This window comes from Neorhodopirellula pilleata, assembly GCF_007859915.1.
GTDB classification, from domain to species: Bacteria; Planctomycetota; Planctomycetia; order Pirellulales; family Pirellulaceae; genus Rhodopirellula; species Rhodopirellula pilleata.
In genome coordinates this window covers 1-16,119 of the sequence record NZ_SJPM01000010.1, presented here as the reverse complement: position 1 = coordinate 16,119, position 16,119 = coordinate 1, and the positions used below count along the sequence as shown (strand labels likewise).

At 51.8% G+C, this 16,119-nt stretch carries 20 protein-coding genes; 9 read left to right on the top strand and 11 right to left on the bottom strand.

Annotated features, from left to right (window positions below; genetic code table 11):
- Positions 1 to 228: 228 nt before the first annotated feature.
- Together Pla100_RS20510 and Pla100_RS20505 are read right to left on the bottom strand one after the other, a co-directional pair.
- A complete protein-coding gene (locus Pla100_RS20510; RefSeq protein ID WP_146579671.1) occupies positions 229 to 882 on the bottom strand; it encodes a hypothetical protein in 654 nt (217 codons plus the stop codon).
- A 110-nt stretch (positions 883 to 992) separates the two neighbouring features.
- A complete protein-coding gene (locus tag Pla100_RS20505) occupies positions 993 to 1,439 on the bottom strand; it encodes a hypothetical protein (protein ID WP_146579669.1) in 447 nt (148 codons plus the stop codon).
- A gap of 183 nt (positions 1,440 to 1,622) precedes the next feature.
- Here Pla100_RS20505 and Pla100_RS20500 point away from each other — a divergent pair, with 183 nt between their 5' ends.
- Positions 1,623 to 3,437 carry a LysR family transcriptional regulator gene (locus tag Pla100_RS20500; protein ID WP_146579667.1) on the top strand — a complete coding sequence of 605 codons (1,815 nt, stop codon included), beginning with the start codon at positions 1,623 to 1,625 and terminating at the stop codon, positions 3,435 to 3,437.
- 283 nt (positions 3,438 to 3,720) lie between these two features.
- Here the strand turns inward: Pla100_RS20500 and Pla100_RS20490 are convergent, their stop codons facing one another.
- Together Pla100_RS20490 and Pla100_RS30975 are read right to left on the bottom strand one after the other, a co-directional pair.
- Positions 3,721 to 4,404, bottom strand: a complete 684-nt coding sequence (locus Pla100_RS20490) for a transposase (protein WP_146579663.1) — start codon at positions 4,402 to 4,404, stop codon at positions 3,721 to 3,723.
- Positions 4,405 to 4,446: 42 nt separating this feature from the next.
- Entirely contained in the window at positions 4,447 to 4,689 is a 243-nt protein-coding gene (locus Pla100_RS30975) for a hypothetical protein (RefSeq protein WP_197168136.1), read from the bottom strand.
- On the opposite strand from Pla100_RS30975, the gene Pla100_RS20485 reads away from it, so the two are divergent.
- The 8 genes from Pla100_RS20485 to Pla100_RS20450 all read left to right on the top strand — a co-directional run bounded on the left by Pla100_RS20485 (position 4,688) and on the right by Pla100_RS20450 (position 8,954).
- Positions 4,688 to 5,116: a hypothetical protein gene (locus Pla100_RS20485; RefSeq protein WP_197168105.1), complete on the top strand. Its 429-nt coding sequence runs from the start codon at positions 4,688 to 4,690 to the stop codon at positions 5,114 to 5,116. The genes Pla100_RS30975 and Pla100_RS20485 overlap by 2 nt on opposite strands.
- Positions 5,117 to 5,276: 160 nt before the next feature.
- The gene (locus tag Pla100_RS20480; protein WP_146579661.1) at positions 5,277 to 5,804 is read left to right on the top strand and encodes a hypothetical protein; all 528 of its coding nucleotides are present in this window, start codon (positions 5,277 to 5,279) and stop codon (positions 5,802 to 5,804) included.
- A 139-nt stretch (positions 5,805 to 5,943) separates the two neighbouring features.
- Entirely contained in the window at positions 5,944 to 6,474 is a 531-nt protein-coding gene (locus Pla100_RS20475; protein ID WP_146579659.1) for a HEAT repeat domain-containing protein, read from the top strand.
- A gap of 142 nt (positions 6,475 to 6,616) precedes the next feature.
- Positions 6,617 to 6,982 (top strand): hypothetical protein, encoded by a 366-nt coding sequence (locus Pla100_RS30970; protein ID WP_197168104.1) that lies wholly within the window; start codon positions 6,617 to 6,619, stop codon positions 6,980 to 6,982.
- Positions 6,983 to 7,144: 162 nt separating this feature from the next.
- Positions 7,145 to 7,390, top strand: a complete 246-nt coding sequence (locus Pla100_RS20465; RefSeq protein WP_146579655.1) for a LexA family protein — start codon at positions 7,145 to 7,147, stop codon at positions 7,388 to 7,390.
- A 157-nt stretch (positions 7,391 to 7,547) separates the two neighbouring features.
- On the top strand, positions 7,548 to 7,832 hold the full coding sequence (locus tag Pla100_RS20460; RefSeq protein WP_146579653.1) for a DUF7660 family protein: 285 nt from the start codon (positions 7,548 to 7,550) through the stop codon (positions 7,830 to 7,832).
- Between the two features lie 201 nt (positions 7,833 to 8,033).
- Positions 8,034 to 8,471 carry a hypothetical protein gene (locus tag Pla100_RS20455; RefSeq protein ID WP_197168103.1) on the top strand — a complete coding sequence of 146 codons (438 nt, stop codon included), beginning with the start codon at positions 8,034 to 8,036 and terminating at the stop codon, positions 8,469 to 8,471.
- A 45-nt stretch (positions 8,472 to 8,516) separates the two neighbouring features.
- On the top strand, positions 8,517 to 8,954 hold the full coding sequence (locus tag Pla100_RS20450) for a DUF6980 family protein (protein ID WP_390620632.1): 438 nt from the start codon (positions 8,517 to 8,519) through the stop codon (positions 8,952 to 8,954).
- Positions 8,955 to 9,214: 260 nt separating this feature from the next.
- Here the strand turns inward: Pla100_RS20450 and Pla100_RS20445 are convergent, their stop codons facing one another.
- The 7 genes from Pla100_RS20445 to Pla100_RS31785 all read right to left on the bottom strand — a co-directional run bounded on the left by Pla100_RS20445 (position 9,215) and on the right by Pla100_RS31785 (position 16,036).
- The gene (locus Pla100_RS20445; protein ID WP_146579647.1) at positions 9,215 to 9,397 is read right to left on the bottom strand and encodes a hypothetical protein; all 183 of its coding nucleotides are present in this window, start codon (positions 9,395 to 9,397) and stop codon (positions 9,215 to 9,217) included.
- Between the two features lie 73 nt (positions 9,398 to 9,470).
- Complete coding sequence (locus Pla100_RS20440) at positions 9,471 to 10,595, bottom strand: methyltransferase (RefSeq protein ID WP_146579645.1); 1,125 nt, start codon at positions 10,593 to 10,595, stop codon at positions 9,471 to 9,473.
- Entirely contained in the window at positions 10,592 to 11,530 is a 939-nt protein-coding gene (locus Pla100_RS20435; protein ID WP_146579643.1) for a hypothetical protein, read from the bottom strand. The genes Pla100_RS20440 and Pla100_RS20435 overlap by 4 nt, the downstream gene beginning before the upstream one ends.
- The gene (locus tag Pla100_RS20430) at positions 11,517 to 13,382 is read right to left on the bottom strand and encodes an ORC-CDC6 family AAA ATPase (RefSeq protein ID WP_146579641.1); all 1,866 of its coding nucleotides are present in this window, start codon (positions 13,380 to 13,382) and stop codon (positions 11,517 to 11,519) included. The genes Pla100_RS20435 and Pla100_RS20430 overlap by 14 nt, the downstream gene beginning before the upstream one ends.
- Positions 13,379 to 14,263 carry a phosphoribosyltransferase-like protein gene (locus Pla100_RS20425; protein ID WP_146579639.1) on the bottom strand — a complete coding sequence of 295 codons (885 nt, stop codon included), beginning with the start codon at positions 14,261 to 14,263 and terminating at the stop codon, positions 13,379 to 13,381. The genes Pla100_RS20430 and Pla100_RS20425 overlap by 4 nt, the downstream gene beginning before the upstream one ends.
- Positions 14,264 to 14,301: 38 nt before the next feature.
- Positions 14,302 to 15,486, bottom strand: a complete 1,185-nt coding sequence (locus Pla100_RS20420; RefSeq protein ID WP_146409868.1) for an ATP-binding protein — start codon at positions 15,484 to 15,486, stop codon at positions 14,302 to 14,304.
- A gap of 205 nt (positions 15,487 to 15,691) precedes the next feature.
- Entirely contained in the window at positions 15,692 to 16,036 is a 345-nt protein-coding gene (locus Pla100_RS31785) for a membrane or secreted protein (RefSeq protein ID WP_146579638.1), read from the bottom strand.
- Positions 16,037 to 16,119 lie beyond the last annotated feature (83 nt).

Genomic DNA, 16,119 nt, shown 5'->3' with positions numbered 1-16,119 from the left:
GGATTCGGAATTCAGCCTTACGTCAATCCCGAACCCAGTGTCAAACCGCAGCGATGACTTCCAGAATGAATTGGAGCAAGAAGCAACTAGTTGCGAAACCCGAAGCGTGAAGCTGCGCCCATGCGAAGCATATCCACGAAATTGCGAAAAGAGGTCGCATTGACCAACGCCAATGCGACCCCGACACACTCACAAGACTGCTGTAAGGAGCTTCGTCTTCCACCATAATTAACGATAGAAGGGTCGATCGAGTGCTTCAGAATCATCTCTTAATATGGAGTTGGCCTTTTGGTCTGAATTGACTGTGGTCAACTCCTTATTAATCTGTTCTCCAGCAAATATTTGCTCGCCAATTGAAACCGAACCCCAATCCGATCGGAAAACCAAGTCAGATTTGAATTCGGAAGAGATATCCGACATGATTTCGACTCGAACCGAACCGTTGGGGGCAAATCGAATCAAAGCTGATCCGATTCGCCGACCGTGCTGGACTGAGTAGGCATCCCCGACGATCGCCCAGGATTCGATTGCATCGCGAACAGTCGGTTTGATAATGATGCTCGATAGGGTCTGATCGCCGACACCACTGTGTACGCCTGTGCACTCGATCACGAAGTGCCCTTCCTTGTTAATTGTAAGGGTAGCCTCGTTATTCTCCGTGAACCAAGGTTTTTTGGCATAGGCCGGTTCGATCACGTTACCCGACGGGATGCTGACGAGGGCCAAGCAAAAAAACAAAACTACGACAATTCCTTTTCCGAGAGCCTTAGCAAAGATTTCGGAAACTGCCGCCTTTAACGCAGACTTGCTGAGATTATTAGCCAATAGTGGTCGCAAGCGACTCAATCGGTCAACAATGGCTGGACTAATTTTTTTGAACATGGGGGGACCTCACAAAATGGATGTTGTGTAATGCACCGCCCCAAGCTACGTTGGATGGGGCGGCGTAGAAATCGTTGCCTAACACTGAAGAGACTCGTGTGCCTGCCAAGCTAAGCGAGTCTCTTCTTTTGTTTTTGATCTGTTATCGAACTGCCCTCCTTTATTTGTTTTGGCGCCCAAAGTAGCGAGATGATTTCGCGAGATTTTGTTGCCTCGGCCATGAAGCCCTCGGCGATGTAATCCAGTTCCATCATCAGAGCGACTACGGCTGCAGACGCGGAATTATTACGACTCGTGTCGGGGTCGGCACCGTTTGCTAATGCCGTCCTAACTCGAGCGATGTCCAGGCTTGCTACGGCCTCGATTAGTTCAGATTGCCAGCCCGAAACTCTAACTGGCATCGACTTGTTGTGACTTCGATCGAGCGGAGAAAACCGATCTCCGGCGGTTTTACCCTGATGAGGTAGATGAAATAGTTTCTCATTCGGGTCGCCCTTCTCAGCGCGAAGAAAAATCCCAGGTTCGTCCATCACTTTGCTCCAGGTAAGGTGTTTCAAGTAGCTTTCGAGACGGGACTACCCCGCCCTCTTAAAGCCAACCCATGAACCAGTTAATCACCTAAAAATTCGCTCGTCAAACCAAATCTGCAAATTGGAAAAGTCGTAAAAACCGGCACAAACCTCGGTTTTTGATCACAAGAATGCGAAATCGACAGAATTGCTTTAGGGAAGTGCAGGTTTATGGACTACGAAGAGCTCAATTCGCGGAAAAGTGCACATACGGGGTACCAATCTGCAAAAAAAATTTTTCCGCGTTGCCAAGTTTTCGGCTTCCCCCCATTTAGGTTGTATCGTAAGCTCGCCAGCGGTTACTTCTTGTTCATCTATCGCCGCTTTTTCGTTATCGTGCCGGTGGGCGCTTACACTTTTCCGTGGTCTTTTTCTGCCATGAACTTTAGCGAATTGAAACACATTCACCGATCGATATTCAACCAAGCGATCGCCGCACGAGATTCCAAAGCCGAAGCTGATCAACCTAAAAGCAAGAGTTACTTCACTGATGACCTTTCTGCGTTAATCTGTTGGTTAGCGACGTACCGCTACCTTCAGTCCTCAGAACTCAGCGGTAGCTTACCTGACATAGCAGAAGAGCTAACGGGAAAGCGTGACGGTCGCGCACTAAGGACGAAGCTTCGTCGAGTGCAAACTTTTTTTGGGTTGTCGTTGATAAAATTAAAAGCAAACAGCAGCAAGCCTTCGTTGGAGTCGATAGAAGGCAACGCAAGCGACGATGAAATAATTCGCAACGTCGAAGTATTAATTGCAGACTTCTTGCGAATCAGGGGCACGAACGATACTCCTGTAATTCGAATTGGCTGTGGGCGTGCTCTTGCACCATGGTTTGTTCCAGAAGTAATACGAAGATTTCGGTCGAATTTAAATTCGACTTTTCAACCGTTAGTATCTGATTTACCCCAATTTGAAATCGAAATCCGAGTTGGACAGGCGCAGGACCTGAGACGAGATGGTGACAAGGGCTTATTCGATCTTGTTATCACATCATTCTCAAAAAGGGATATTAAAGAACGAAATAATTCTGAACTGCATGTGAAGACGATGAGCATGCATTTGATAGCTCCACGAAGCCATTCAAGTGACTTCTACAGCAAACGAGAATCACCAGTGGAGCTTGTACGCGGCAAGGTACTCGTCACACCAGGCGGTACTCGCTCACCACGATTGCGGGCATCCGCCGAATTGATTAATGCGGCGAAGATGGTTTGGGAATATGATCAGTGGATGGAGGCGTTATCCGTTGTTGATGCTGGCAGCAATGTTGTTTGCTGTGCTTATCCGCAGATATTTTCCCCCGAACAGCGCACCCGCTATGCGACCCTCCGCCTGGAAGGCGACCAGCACGAATCGCTTAATCTAGGAGTGTTACGTTCACCACCTAATCGTCAACGTACTGATCAACACCAATCCTTAGTCGACGGTCTTTTTCAAGCTTTTAGTGACCGAATTACTGAACTGTCGGTAGAGAACCTACAAGATGGCTGGAAGGTTTTTCAGGATCACTTCTTTAAAACTACGCATGTGGCAAAAATCGGAAAAGATAAATATGTATGGGTTGCTGGTGCACTTACTGAGTGTTCCATTTCGCCATGCGGATCATTTCGGGCAACACATCGTTTCACACCACCCGACGAGGAGCCACAGGAATATGAAGTAATCGGTTCGATCACGAGAAAGAAGAAGGTGATTCAAATGTCTTGGCATGGATCGAATTTTGCCGTGCTCCCAGTTGACGAAGACACATACGCTTTCTCTGCAATCTGTCAAGAAAATCCGATTGACAATGTGTTAGGCGTTTGGACCGGTCGAGCAAGCTGGCTAAATGGTCGAAAACCTGATAACGGTTTTTTTGCGATTCACCGCTCGCACCATGACGTCAATATAGACCAACTTAACGAGATGGTTAAACGCCAGTCGCACAGAATGGCCGGGTTAGTTACCCCACGTGAAATTTTTGGTAATTATCCGTCACGACCGTAGACCGCGTTGACTGATAACTCCTCGGACTTGGCCGCACAGTGGCCAAGGCTCGCGTGTAGTATCTACCGTGCGAAGCACCTCAGGCCAATCACCAAAGAGGCATAACCGATCTCATCGTTTCCGAGCTGCAATACTATTTTTTTTATTCTTTTTTTGGCTGAACAATGATCTAAAGCTGTAACGCCACTGCAGCGCAAAACTCATTCCAATCTTGCCGTCGAGCGGTCCCGTCGTTAGGCGAGGGGGAAGAAAAGGTGTCCGGTACCGTTTACAGCTTGGCCTTTCAGTTCTCGACCGGTTTTTTCTTTGGACGCCCACGGGGTCGCATGGTTGACTCAAGGTCGAATGTTCTGGTGATGTGCTCCACCCATGTCTCACTCCCAAAGGGGACTCCCCGTTTGACACTCCAATCGAGCTGCTTTCGCTCTTGCTCACTGAAATCCGTTGCAACCAGTTGAATCCAATTCGGAGTGCGGCGAATCGGCCATGACGACACTCGCTGCGAGAACGCCTTCGTCTTTTGATGCCAGTGATACAAGCTGCCAAACTTCCAGTCTTCGGGTCGATGACACAGTTCGGCAGCGTAAGCATTCCGTTCGACATAGCGTGCAACGGTCAAGAAGTGCTCATCACTTTGGACGGGAAACGACTTGAATCGCCCCTGATACACATGCCCCATTCCCGTCGTCTTGTAGTGGGCATGGTACCGCTGCGTGTGAGTCAGTCCTATGTAGTGACCAAATCGCCCCATCTCGCCATCAACACCTGGGCGGACCAGAAGGTGATAGTGATTCGGCATTAAGCAATACGAAAAGAGTTCCAGGTCAAGGCGTTCTAAAGCCTCGTCGAGAATCTTCTCGAATGCTTCGTAGTCCGCGTCCTTTTCGAAGATAGTGGCACGGAGGTTCGCCCGATTGAGCATGTGATAGCAATGTCCGGCAGCATCCGCACGCTTGGGGCGTCCCATGTCGCGTTTCCCTGGAAGGAGAAGGAAAGTTGAGGTGCGAGTCTAAGGGGAAATGCCTTCCGGGTCAACAAAAACGGTACCGGACACCTTTTCTTCGCCCCACGACGCAACGCCTGAACGCACTTCAGTGTCGCACAACATGGTTTTTTCGCTAGGTCTTCGGCACACCTTCGCTTGTTTGGCAACCAGTGCTGGCATTGGTACAATCTTTCGTGATCCAGACTCCACCGCTTCGTTCAGGGCGGTGTCGTAAAAACCTTCCGTTGCACGGCCTAAGTCTTTCATGATGTCACCCTTTTACGAACTCGAACCTGAGGTTGCGGGCGGATGGGGCGACAACACCGTCGCTGACACGACGGTCCATCCTCCGGTTGTCTCTGTGCTCCACTATATTTTCGATGGCTGGCTCGGTGACGCCATCGTTGAGTCTTTCCCGTGCTACCTCGTCACCGACGCGCTTGCCAATGCTCTCTCGTCAACGCATCTGTCTGGCTTTGATTTGCGTAACGTTCTGGTTCAAACCTCTGAGCAATTCGCAGAGCTTTATCCCGATTGTGTGTTGCCTACATTTCGCTGGCTGCACGTCACAGGTTCCCCATGCCTTGACGATTTTGGCATCTCTGCTAAGAACGTCCTCGTTGCATCTACGGCAGCCCTCGCCGTCATCCGCGATCACGGATGCGACAATTGTGATATCAGCACGGTCTTGTAGTTCAGCGGTCGTGCAACATGGTTTTTACGCTAGTCGCTTCGCGAACACATTCGCTCTTTGGCAATGGGCGTTCGCGTTGGTACAATCTCTCGTAACTCAAAGTTACCCGCTTCGTTCAGGGCGGTGTCGTAAAAACCTTCCGTTATGTGCCCCTAGTCGAATGGCTCCACGGCAATACCAATACGTTGGGCCAACCGAAATCCGTGACACTGCGTTCGCTTCGTCGCCCGCTGGGGCACCAATTCGTTGCGTCGCGGACCTCTTGGCTTGGCTCGCCTCTCGGTCGTCCGACTTGGAACCGGACGGTTCTTTGATCGCAACGTTTACCGTTGACGTTGACTGCACACTGTTGGTTGCCCCACGCCGCTCGGAGCACGTCGCGTGCGCTGGTGGCGGGCCGGTTCTCTCCGCTGGCGAAATCACGTTCTTCTCTGATGGAGACGTTTCCGAAATCTCCAACCAATCCACCGGATTCTGCCCTGAACCCGAATCGTGGCCGACTGTGGCCGCCGCGCTGGACGCAATTCCTGTTGGCCGACCCGATGATTTCACGACACGTGTTGTGTTTCGCCTGTGTCCGGACTGTAACGAACGCAACGTCGTCAAGGATGGTTGGTTCGTCTGTGATCTGTGCGGGGCTGATCTTCCCGCAGGTTGGAACTTTCCCGTAGCGCACCGGGGCACATAACATGGTTTTTACGCTAGGCCTTCGGCACACCTTGGCTCTTTTGCAACGGGCCATGGCATTGGTACAATTTCTTATATTTCAGGCGTCGCTCGCTTCGTTTAGGGCGGTGTCGTAAAAACCTTCCGTTAGGTGACCAACAATGTCAGATGTGTGGCAAACACTTGAGTTGCTTCGATCTGAAGACTCAATCACACGCATTAAAGCAAAGCGACGAATCGCGGATTTGGGTTCGGAGTGCAGCCCTGCAACATCCGAGATCATTTCGCTGCTTGAGCATGGCGATGTCGTTTTAGTTGATTACGCAATGATTGCGTTGAGACGCATTGGCAAATCTTCATTGCCCCATCTTTTGAATCGTTTGGAAAACGCATCTGGGGATTTTCGCGTTAGGTTGCTTTGTGTTCTCGGCTCAATCAATCGCCCCTTCGATCAAATCGCAGGCATCCTGGCTGAAGCCCTATCTGATACAGATGGGAACGTCCGCATGCAAGCAGCACGCAGTTTGACTGTCTTGTATTTCGCAATGGATGAGTCAGAGCGGGAGTCTCACGATTGCTCGTTCTTACCAACTGTCAAATGGCTGCTTGAAGACTCCCAGACCAACCCGGAAACTTCAGGACATTGGGCGACCTCCAGGCTGTACTTAAAGCAACATGCCGACGTCGCCTAACATGGTTTTTACGCTAGTCCCTTCGGGATCACCTTCGCTCTTTGGCAACGGGCGATCGCATTGGTACAATCTTTCGTAACAAAGAGTCAACCGCTTCCTTCACGGCGGTGACGTAAAAACCTTCCGTTGCACGACCTACCGTATGAGTTACACAATTGGCCTTTTGCTTGAATCGCCACCCGCAGATGACGCGGTCGCGTTTGAGCAGTTCAACGCCCTCGCTGACGCAAGCCCGCTCGACGCGAAACCGCACCCAACTTTCGTGGCTGTGCACGCCGAGCTGACCGCGATTTTTCCCTGCATTTGCGATCTGCCAGACGACCTCGTTGACGACGGCGTGTGGAGTGACGGGCCCCTAATCAACAACTTCGGTGAACGCGAGGCTGTAATCGGCTTCATGTTTTCCGCTGTCGAGAGGGTGCTTCCAGTGGTGACCGAGATCGCGCACAAACACGGCATTACGGTGTTCGACTGGCAGTCCGGAACGGTGCATCGTCCTCCGTCGTAGTTGCCGGTCGTGCAACATGGTTTTTACGCTGGGGCCTTCGGCACACCTTCCATCTTTGTCAACGCAGGCTGACCTTGGTACAATTTACCATAGATCAAACTCCACTCCTTCTTTGGGGGCGGTGTCTTAAAAATCTTCCGTTGGCCGACTCAATCATACGAGATGGACGCTTCAAACAAACCAACTGCCCTACAGGGGCAATATCTCGCGTTTATCTACTACTACACGAAACTCAATGGGCTACCACCTGCTGAGTCGGACATGCAGCGGTACTTTGGCACGACACCGCCTACCGTTCACAACATGGTGGTGACTCTCTGTGATCGCGGGTTCATCTCGCGCGAACCGGGACGCGGTCGGACAATTCGCTTGCTGATCGGTCGTGATGCCTTCCCTGACCTTGAGTAGCCGGTCGCACAACGTTGTTTTTACGCTAGGCCCTCGGCACACCTTCGCTTGTTTGGCAATGATCGCTGGCGTTAGTACAATCCCTCGTAGTTCAGACTCGCTCGCTTCGTTCAGGGCGGTGTCGCAAAAACCTTCCGTTGTCGGACGCTAGCCGAAATTGCCTGACACGTTTCAACTCCTCGAAGCCGTTCACGACCACGAAACGTTCGTTGCATTCGTGATGGCGCTCGCCGCCGAACGTGAGGCGGCTGCCAAGATCGAGGCCGACAATCCCCAACGCTACATGCTCGACGGCGCGCACGGTTGGGCCAACGGTGACATCCCTGCGTTTCTTGAGGCCGCATGCGAGTTCTTCGGCTCGGTGCCGGACGGCGAGCCTGTTCCTGAGCCAAGCTGGAAAGTATTCGCTGAAATTCTCTGGTGTGGCAAGATCATCGAATGATGCGCGGTCGGCCTGCATGACTTCTCAAATGGACACCTTCTTGGTCATGTACCGCGTCCCACAACATGGTTTTTACGCTAAGCCTTCGGCACACCTTGGCTCTTTGGCTATGGCCCACAGCCTTGGTACAATTTCACGTAGTTCAGACATCGCTTGCTTCGTTTAGGGCGGTGCCGTAAAAACCTTCTGTTGGGCGACCCAGTGCTCGCTGATATCACATCATTCGCAGAGCGCAAGCTCGGCTGTTTGGTTCGCTTTAAGCCTCGCGGTCTTCCACTGGTCACGTCTGTTGATCTGCCGTACTCGCTCGCCCCCGTTCCTCTGCGTGAGCACGAAAACGTCCTTGGCGTCTACGAGAATATTGCAAATTCCCTGACTGACGCTCTTGTCTTCACCGGCACTCGGTTCCACATTGCCGTGGGCGATGATTGGCAATCCTGCGACTACGGTGACATTTCGTCCGTGACGTACGCCAAGTTCACCCCGGAGCGTATCGACACACTCGTTGTCGTCGTCCTTGCCAACAATTCAACACTGCGTTTCAACGTTGCCGGATTCGATGTGCATGAATACGGTGCCCGTACGTTTGACTCCTACCAGATCGGCGACTTCCTCGACTGTGCCAAAAGCCGCGCGTAGCGTCGCCCAAGATTGTTTTTGCGCTAGCCCTTCGACACACTTTCCATGCTTGGCAACGCGGTCTCACATTGGTATATTTCTTGTAAATTAAACGTCGCTCGCTTTATTCAGGGCGGTGTCGTAAAACCTTACGTTAGACGACCTACCGAATTGGTTAATCCCGATAGAATCTGCTGCGACACGATGGGTCGCCAACTCGGCTACGAGTGCGACCAGCACTCGAACTTACGTGATTGCCCCGACGTCGTCGTGATCTACTATCCGCACATTGACGAATTTGGCATGCCAATCCGCGATGGTGGTACGTCGTCACTCGGCATGCAATTCTGTCCATGGTGCGGCAAACGACTTCCGGAATCCAAACGTGATCTGTGGTACGACACTCTCAACTCGTTGGGCATAGACTTCGCGATCACTGACGACATCCCCGCCGCATATCGCGAGGATGCCTGGTGGCGGAATCCGGACGCACCGGTCGCCTAGCATGGCAGTCCGTGTTGAGACAACTTCACGTGACACAAAGTCAATCGCGTCATTCGGTAGCGGGTGCTCTACCGAACAAATACCGACTTGGAAATTACTGTTCACGAGGTGGGCCTATACGACTAGGGAGTTGCCGTCGACTTCGATTCAGGTGCTGCGGGGTTAGCCGCTGATAGATAAACAAAAAGCCCAAACCCCGACCAGAACTATATCCGGTCGGGATTTGGGCGATCTTTTGTCTTACAGCGAGCTGCCTGGTGTCACTTTGGTGCCGGGAGCTTCGGGACGTCACAGTCCTTTTCTTCCATTCGTCTGGGTGCATCGTTGACGAACAGGTACTCAGTGAGCGCCGCATCGGATAACTCCAGTCGATGTTCCACATTCCGATTGTTCCAAAGCAACAACATGACGAGCGCCAGCGGCAAGACGCACGCGATTAACATTCCGGTAGCGTGAATGGAGTTGGCGACAATTGGATCGCGGCGTTCTCTTGTGTCCCACGTTCGTCGGTCTTGCTCAAGTTCGTCGCGTCCTCGACTCAGGTTTGCCTGCTCGTTTGTCAACGACTGCTGGACGTGTTCTATTCTTAGTCCGGACAGTCGTTTGACAACCGATACCATTGAGGAACTCAACGACTCGCTGCACCGTGGTGTACGGAGCGCAAGTGCCAGCGTACAGTTGTTTGTACTCAGTCTCGTGGGCCTTGATCAATTTGTGTAGAGCAATGGCATCGCCTGACGAATTGCATTGCAAGCCGATGACGCAATCCGATAGCGTGACTCGCTTGCGACGCAGGTACAGAGCTACTTTTTCAATACTCGGCATTCCTACGCGATGAATCATCACACTAGGTCCGCAAACGGATGGTCGCTCGGACGAAGCGACATGGCCATTCAAAATGACTGACGATTGCTGTAAGTCTGTCGAATGGACCAAGGTGCGATCACTGCCGGTATCCAAGTAGAGAGGAACCGAACCTCGCACCAGCGTGACCTCTAGGGTAAAGTTTGGTTGATCAACCACCAGCTTTGCAGCTTGCTTTCGCTTTCGTTGGGTAAGACGCACGATTGTGCATCGTGCTGCACAGCCGCTGAAAACTCCACGGCCCGCCGTCGCACCACGGGTCACGGTAAATCGTTGCTTAACAGCTTCCCAAGCCCTTGCGTCTTTGTCGCCAAAAAGCGAACTCTCCGGCAAGATCGCAATCAATTGCCCGCCCGCAGTGAGATGCTCAAGAGACAGCAAAACAAACGCCATCGCTTTGCTGCAATGGAATGTTTCTTGCCATGCGTTGACGGGAAAAGTAGCGGCACCTCTGTACGAAAAAGGCGGGTTCAACAGTACTACGTCACCGCGTCCGGCAAGGGATTCAATGGCCTGCGCCTTCGCTCGCGAAGACGCCGACATAAAGTCGCACTTCGATATATTCCAAGACGGAAATTCTGCCTGGAGTGACCGAACTGCCTTAGGGTTGATGTCAGTAGCGAAGACGGTTGCCGTCGGCCACTGAGCGACTGCTCGTCTCAGCAAAGCACCATCCCCAGCCGCAAAATCGACGATTCTGGCGGGTGAATCGAGCGTGCATTTCCCCAGCATCGAAGCGGCGATTTCGTCAGGCGTGTAAAACGAGTCGTTGCTCATCGCATAAACTCGCTGACTTCGTATTGAAGCAATCGTCCGACTCCACTGGTCCGTTCAGTCTTGCGAACCGGGTGATCGTAGATCAATTCCCGCCGAGTCGGGTCTCCCAGTACAAACAGTGCGCCGCCCAGTGCATGTGGCTTCGTTCCGATCACGGCAATTTTACTATGTTCAGGTCGAAATTCCCTTTCGATCTGTTCCAACAAGTAGAACAACGAAAACGGGCAGTTCGCGTCTGCATAACGCACTCGCTGCCACGCATCGGTTTCCTGAAGTGCGATACGGTTACCCAGAAAACTGTTGAACGGATGCTCGGGTAAATAGCCCGGAACGCCTACGATCGGGACAATTTTGTCGTTGAGTGGTTGCACTTGTTCGAGCAGGTAAGCCAATCGTGTTCCTTCAAATCCAAGTAGCGGAAGGAATATAAATTCATCCGTTGTTCGACGCAGCGATGCGAAGCCGGGAATTGGTGCGATGCCCTCGATGCGCTCACTCAAGTCAAAAATTTGACTCTCGGTGGGAGTCAAACTGTGGCGGTATTGTTCGGGTTCAACGTAAATGACATGAACCGGATTTGACAGGCTAAGGGCAGAACGCAGCAGCGGAATCCAGACGTGATGCCGCAGGCCCGTGATATCCAAATAAACGGAAGCTGACTCATGGGCTGTCCAGAGTTCAGCGAGTTGCTTGCGACTCCTGAGACGGTGAGTCGTCGTTCCCGTAGTTCCAACCAATCTCGTTTCAAATTCGGTCTCTCCCTCCCGAACCACCTCAAGAAACTTCACTGAGTTTGAGGAAGCAACAAGATTTTGAAAATGACCGCTTCGTTCTTCGATGCCCTCGAAGCCGATGTAAAGACTGTCGGCTTCAGGCTCAAACGAAGCGTGATCCTCGTAGACGAGCGACGGTAATGGCTCGTTATGAATTTCCATCAAAGTAAATCTCAAAAAGAGTCAACTGATCTGGAAGTGGCTGGTCGATCGTACGTTGGCTCTTTGCGAGTATCTTCTCCAATGAGCTGGAGGTGTCGTCGATTAGACCCAGAAACTCTTCTGGCGAGAGTTTCATCTTTCGTTTTTTGCGATGCCCAAAAACGAAAAAGGGTGCAAAGATCGGATGCACGGAGTAATCGTAATCCTTGGTGTCCATTCCCGAAATTTTTGTTCCTGTTAGTCGGACAAGAGCAAGGTGCATCACGCCGTAATTGAGCAAGTCGTCAAGCTCCTTTGATCTCGATTCACCAACGATCTCAAACTGGTTGACTTCCGGCGCATGACCTACGGCGTCGCCCGCCATAATGCCGAACAAACGACCAAGCCCCAAGAGAAGCTTCGTGAGTTTCGCACCGTGGATCGAAAGCCCTTCGAGTTCACCCAGGTTCTTTTTGCCGACTTCCTGTGCGGCTTTCGTTTGAGTATCGGGAGAGACCGACGCTGACAACTTCGCTCCCAATATCAGGTGAGCTGAAATGCTCGCGTCCACCAATTCAATCAGATATCGCAAATTGCCGTTGGCAAGCAAGCAGAATGTTTTCCAACCACAATAGTACTTCCGGATGCCTCGCTTTCCCTGTTTCAGATTGAACAGCAGCGAGTAGGCATAGTTGTCATACTTCGACTGCCAATTTTTGTCCTGCCTTGCTTCGTCAACGATGTCATCAAGACTCTTGCCTGAGGATTCAGCTCGGCACTTGATGAAGTACTGTTCAAGTGGATCGAGTTTAGCTAAGAACAATTCGTTCTCGTCTGAGTTCTTCTTTAACAGCGATGCAAGTCCTTTCACTTGTGAGGCGACACCAAGTTTGAGTGCCTCTTCCTGTAGCCCAAGAGTTGGGAACATCTCCACAATAGAACTCGGTACTTCGGGATGATCCTTCCGAAGCATCGCAAGCCGCGCGTTGCAGACTTCTTCTGCAAATTGATCGAAATCGTTGCGTATCAGTTCATCGGTGATGTTGACCAAACGATAGTCAGCTGGGCTGACAAGCTGTTCATTGGGATTGAGTGTTGTTTTGCATCGCCAACCCAATTCGCGAACGCCGATCTTAAACGTGTACGCATCACTCGCGTGCTTCATCAACGTATTGACAACTTGCTGCTGAGATTCATTGAGGTTCTCGTATTCGTCGATCAAGAAGCTGAATCGACGTTCAACAAAACCAGGAAGTCCTTTAATCGCTGCAACAAGCAGGTCGACGGGCGCTCCCAAAAGCGACAGCTTGACCGGGGGTTCGTCGTCAATGTTGTTAATGTATGATTCAAAGTTCACGATGCCGAAGTTCACGGACTCACGACATTCGCTGATCGTCGATGCTGGTTCGACGCAGAGGCTTGCACAGAATTTTCGGACCTGAACCGCATCGGCAACGAGTTCGGTTTTGGCATGGTTTTCATACCAACTAAGAAACTCAAGCAGCAGATCGCAGAATACGAGGTTGATGTAATGCGAAAACAGTTTCTGCCAGCGTTCATCGGCAACTTCCGGGCCACCAAAGGCTGTTACGCGATTGGTGTTGATTCTTAGGTAAATGCCAAAGTGATTCCAGTCTTTGACAGTTTCAGGCGATTTGTCGCTCAGTTCAAATTGACCTGAATAGGAAAGACCGCGTAGTACGGTAGTCTTGCCTGTTCCTCGCCCGCCAACGAGAACACAAGGCACATCATCCGAAAGCCTCGCGAGGTACTTTGGCCGAGTGAATAAATCGAAAAGATTGCCTTTAAGCCATTCTGCTTTGTAAGCAAAAAGACGACTCAATTCGTGGCGGATGGTATCGACATCGGTCATGCACCCTGCCTCCAAAGCGGTTGCCAACCATTCATAGTTGTATCGAACAGGGGTATCGTCGCGTCCGGAACACAATCAGGAAATCCGATTGTCAGTCCAAGTTGGTTGTAACCCTGCCAGTCGCGGACCTGGGTTCCGCCCGAATCAGGCAAACCGATCCTCATACTGTATCGAAAAATGAAGTCATGCACCTCGGGCTTCATCGTCTCCGGCCACCAGATTGACTCTGCTGAGAACAGGCTTTGGCGTTCATCCAGCCAATGCGTCGGCTGGATCTGAACACGATCCGTGACATCAAGCAATTGGTCCTCGACTGCGAACTTCGTACAAAACAGCGGACAGTAGTAGGCGGTAAATTCGTTGGTTTTCGAGACGCTCTGAAATGAACGATCGTTTTGATACTTCCTGTGCCAAGTCTTGAAAAACTGCTGGCCTGTGCCAACAAAGTCATCTACGAAGATGACGTGTTTCGCTGTGCCGTTGACCAACTGTTCGATCGCCTGTTCGGGCGGAACAATTTGCTCCTCGTCGATCGACATCAAGTTCCGAGCTCGCCGCACATAGAGATGCCCGCTGTCTCCGGCGAAGGGCTGCTCACCTGTCGGGAAGGTGAACACGGCAGAATCCAAAAAGCGCGCCCACTGCCGCCGCCGATCGGCCAAACAGGTTGTTTTGCTTGTGACGATTCGGCTCAAGCCCTGCACCGCTGAGACAAACATGCGGTCAATCATGTCAGTGGGGTAGTAAAGAAAACTGTTGAGCAGTTGGCACGCTAAGCGGCGATCGGCAGCGTCAAAGTTTTTGAGCCAGCCGTCTGGGTTCATGCGAGTCTTACGAGGCCAAACTTGATTGGTCGCGAAGAAATTGCATTTCGTGAGCACGAATAGTTCGTTTACCTCAGGTATCATTGCTGTTCGACTCAACCCTCCAAGTCCGGCATCGCGCGACGCATGAAGTCGTCGAACATGGGAACCGTAAACGCGATCTCGCCGTAGTTGGGGCTGTAAATCATTCCTTTTTTGATAAGACTCGCTCGTCGTGGTCCGAGACTGGTCACTTTGAGTTCCATCGTTTCAGCAACGTCACCCATTCGGTATGGCCCCTCGCCAAGTTCGGCCATCGCGCGAAGGAGCTTCTTCTCTCCCGGCTTGAGCCGATCGAAACGTACTCGAAAAAAGTTCTGATCCAATCGCGGCATGACGACTGCGGAAGCCGTCTCAACGATGTCAGTGTCAATCGGGGACGTCTGTGCTGAGTTCCAGCATTGGTAACCCCACTCTTGCACGAAATAGGGATAGCCGTGCGTCAAACGAAAGACTTCTTCGAGGGCGGATTCCGTGAAAGCGATACCCGAATCGGCGGCGGGTTGCTGCAATGCCTTCGCGGCGTCTTCGCGATCGAGCGCACCAATCTGTGGGAAGTTGAACAGCCGTTCTGCGTAAGATTTGGAATCGCCAGCAAGACGGGGCAAAATTGGTAAGCCAGCGCCAAGCAAAACGAACGGAAGTTGCTTTTGTTGAAGCTTGTGCATGGCCATGATCAAAGCACCAAGTTCCTTCTCATCGAAGTACTGAAGCTCGTCGATCAACAACGCAATGGAAGTCCCACAGTTCTTGGCGGCTTCGCCAATCACAATGAACAGGTCGGGTAAGTCCAATTCCATGTCACCGCTGTCGGCGGTTCCCTTCTCAGGCTCGATGTCCAGTCCGATGGAGTACTCGCCGGAAGTTAGTTTGATCGAGCCGATGAACGCCCGAAGCACGGCGAGGCCCCGTTTGACCGCTGCATTCATTCTCGCTGTGCGATCCAGCTCAAACAGGAGCTTGCGAAATTGAGGCGCCAGCAGATCGCCGAGGCTCTTTCCTTCGTGTGCTTCGACAACGATTGTGCTGTAGTCGAACTCCAATGCGATGCGTTCGATCTCGTTAAGCAGAACTGTCTTACCAACCCCCCGCAATCCAGTCAGTAACATGCTTTTTTCGGCCCGGCCCTGGCAAACACGACCAAGCAGAATCCGAGCTTGCTCGATCACAGGTTCGCGTCCCACTAGCTCCGGCGGGGGTGCTCCCGCGCCGGGTGAATAGGGGTTTTTCAATGGGTCCATGCGTTTTGCCTAGAGAATTAGCGACTTATTCGATGTTATACCACAATCCCGATATAAGTCGATAGAACTCGCTAGAGTTCGGTTGGGACGTAAACCGAGCGCACAACCATTGGGCTGATAGATAAACAAAAGGCCCAAACCCCGACCGGAGCTATATCCGGTCGGGATTCGGGTGATCTTTTGTCTTACAGCGAGATGTCTGGTGTCACTTTGGTGCCGGGAGCTTCGGGACGTCACAGTCCTTTTCTTCCATTCGTCTGGGTGCATCGTTGACGAACAGGTACTCGGTGAGCACCGCATCGGATAACTCCAGTCGATGTTCCACATTCCGATTGTTCCAAAGCAACAACATGACGAGCGCCAGCGGCAAGACGCACGCGATTAACATCCCGGTGGTGTGAATGGAGTTGGCGACGATTGGATCGCGGCGTTCTCTTGTGTCCCAGGTTCTTCGGTCTTGCTCAAGTTCGTCGCGTCCTCGACTCAGGTTTGCCTGCTCGTTTGGCGAAGAAAAGGTGTCCGGTACCGTTTTTGTTGACCCGGAAGGCATTTCCCCTTAGACTCGCACCTCAACTTTCCTTCTCCTTCCAGGGAAACGCGACATGGGACGCCCCAAGCGTGCGGATGCTGCCG

What these genes read in the sequence shown, in the direction of transcription:
- Pla100_RS20510 (WP_146579671.1), bottom strand. Translation starts at nt 882, where the DNA reads ATGTTCAAAAAAATTAGTCCAGCCATTGTTGACCGATTGAGTCGCTTG.
- Pla100_RS20500 (WP_146579667.1), top strand. Translation starts at nt 1,623, where the DNA reads ATGGACTACGAAGAGCTCAATTCGCGGAAAAGTGCACATACGGGGTAC.
- Pla100_RS20490 (WP_146579663.1), bottom strand. Translation starts at nt 4,404, where the DNA reads ATGGGACGCCCCAAGCGTGCGGATGCTGCCGGACATTGCTATCACATG.
- Pla100_RS20485 (WP_197168105.1), top strand. Translation starts at nt 4,688, where the DNA reads ATGATGTCACCCTTTTACGAACTCGAACCTGAGGTTGCGGGCGGATGG.
- Pla100_RS30975 (WP_197168136.1), bottom strand. Translation starts at nt 4,689, where the DNA reads ATGAAAGACTTAGGCCGTGCAACGGAAGGTTTTTACGACACCGCCCTG.
- Pla100_RS20480 (WP_146579661.1), top strand. Translation starts at nt 5,277, where the DNA reads ATGGCTCCACGGCAATACCAATACGTTGGGCCAACCGAAATCCGTGAC.
- Pla100_RS20475 (WP_146579659.1), top strand. Translation starts at nt 5,944, where the DNA reads ATGTCAGATGTGTGGCAAACACTTGAGTTGCTTCGATCTGAAGACTCA.
- Pla100_RS30970 (WP_197168104.1), top strand. Translation starts at nt 6,617, where the DNA reads ATGAGTTACACAATTGGCCTTTTGCTTGAATCGCCACCCGCAGATGAC.
- Pla100_RS20465 (WP_146579655.1), top strand. Translation starts at nt 7,145, where the DNA reads ATGGACGCTTCAAACAAACCAACTGCCCTACAGGGGCAATATCTCGCG.
- Pla100_RS20450 (WP_390620632.1), top strand. Translation starts at nt 8,517, where the DNA reads ATGCTTGGCAACGCGGTCTCACATTGGTATATTTCTTGTAAATTAAAC.
- Pla100_RS20445 (WP_146579647.1), bottom strand. Translation starts at nt 9,397, where the DNA reads ATGTTAATCGCGTGCGTCTTGCCGCTGGCGCTCGTCATGTTGTTGCTT.
- Pla100_RS20440 (WP_146579645.1), bottom strand. Translation starts at nt 10,595, where the DNA reads ATGAGCAACGACTCGTTTTACACGCCTGACGAAATCGCCGCTTCGATG.
- Pla100_RS20435 (WP_146579643.1), bottom strand. Translation starts at nt 11,530, where the DNA reads ATGGAAATTCATAACGAGCCATTACCGTCGCTCGTCTACGAGGATCAC.
- Pla100_RS20430 (WP_146579641.1), bottom strand. Translation starts at nt 13,382, where the DNA reads ATGACCGATGTCGATACCATCCGCCACGAATTGAGTCGTCTTTTTGCT.
- Pla100_RS20420 (WP_146409868.1), bottom strand. Translation starts at nt 15,486, where the DNA reads ATGGACCCATTGAAAAACCCCTATTCACCCGGCGCGGGAGCACCCCCG.
- Pla100_RS31785 (WP_146579638.1), bottom strand. Translation starts at nt 16,036, where the DNA reads ATGCCTTCCGGGTCAACAAAAACGGTACCGGACACCTTTTCTTCGCCA.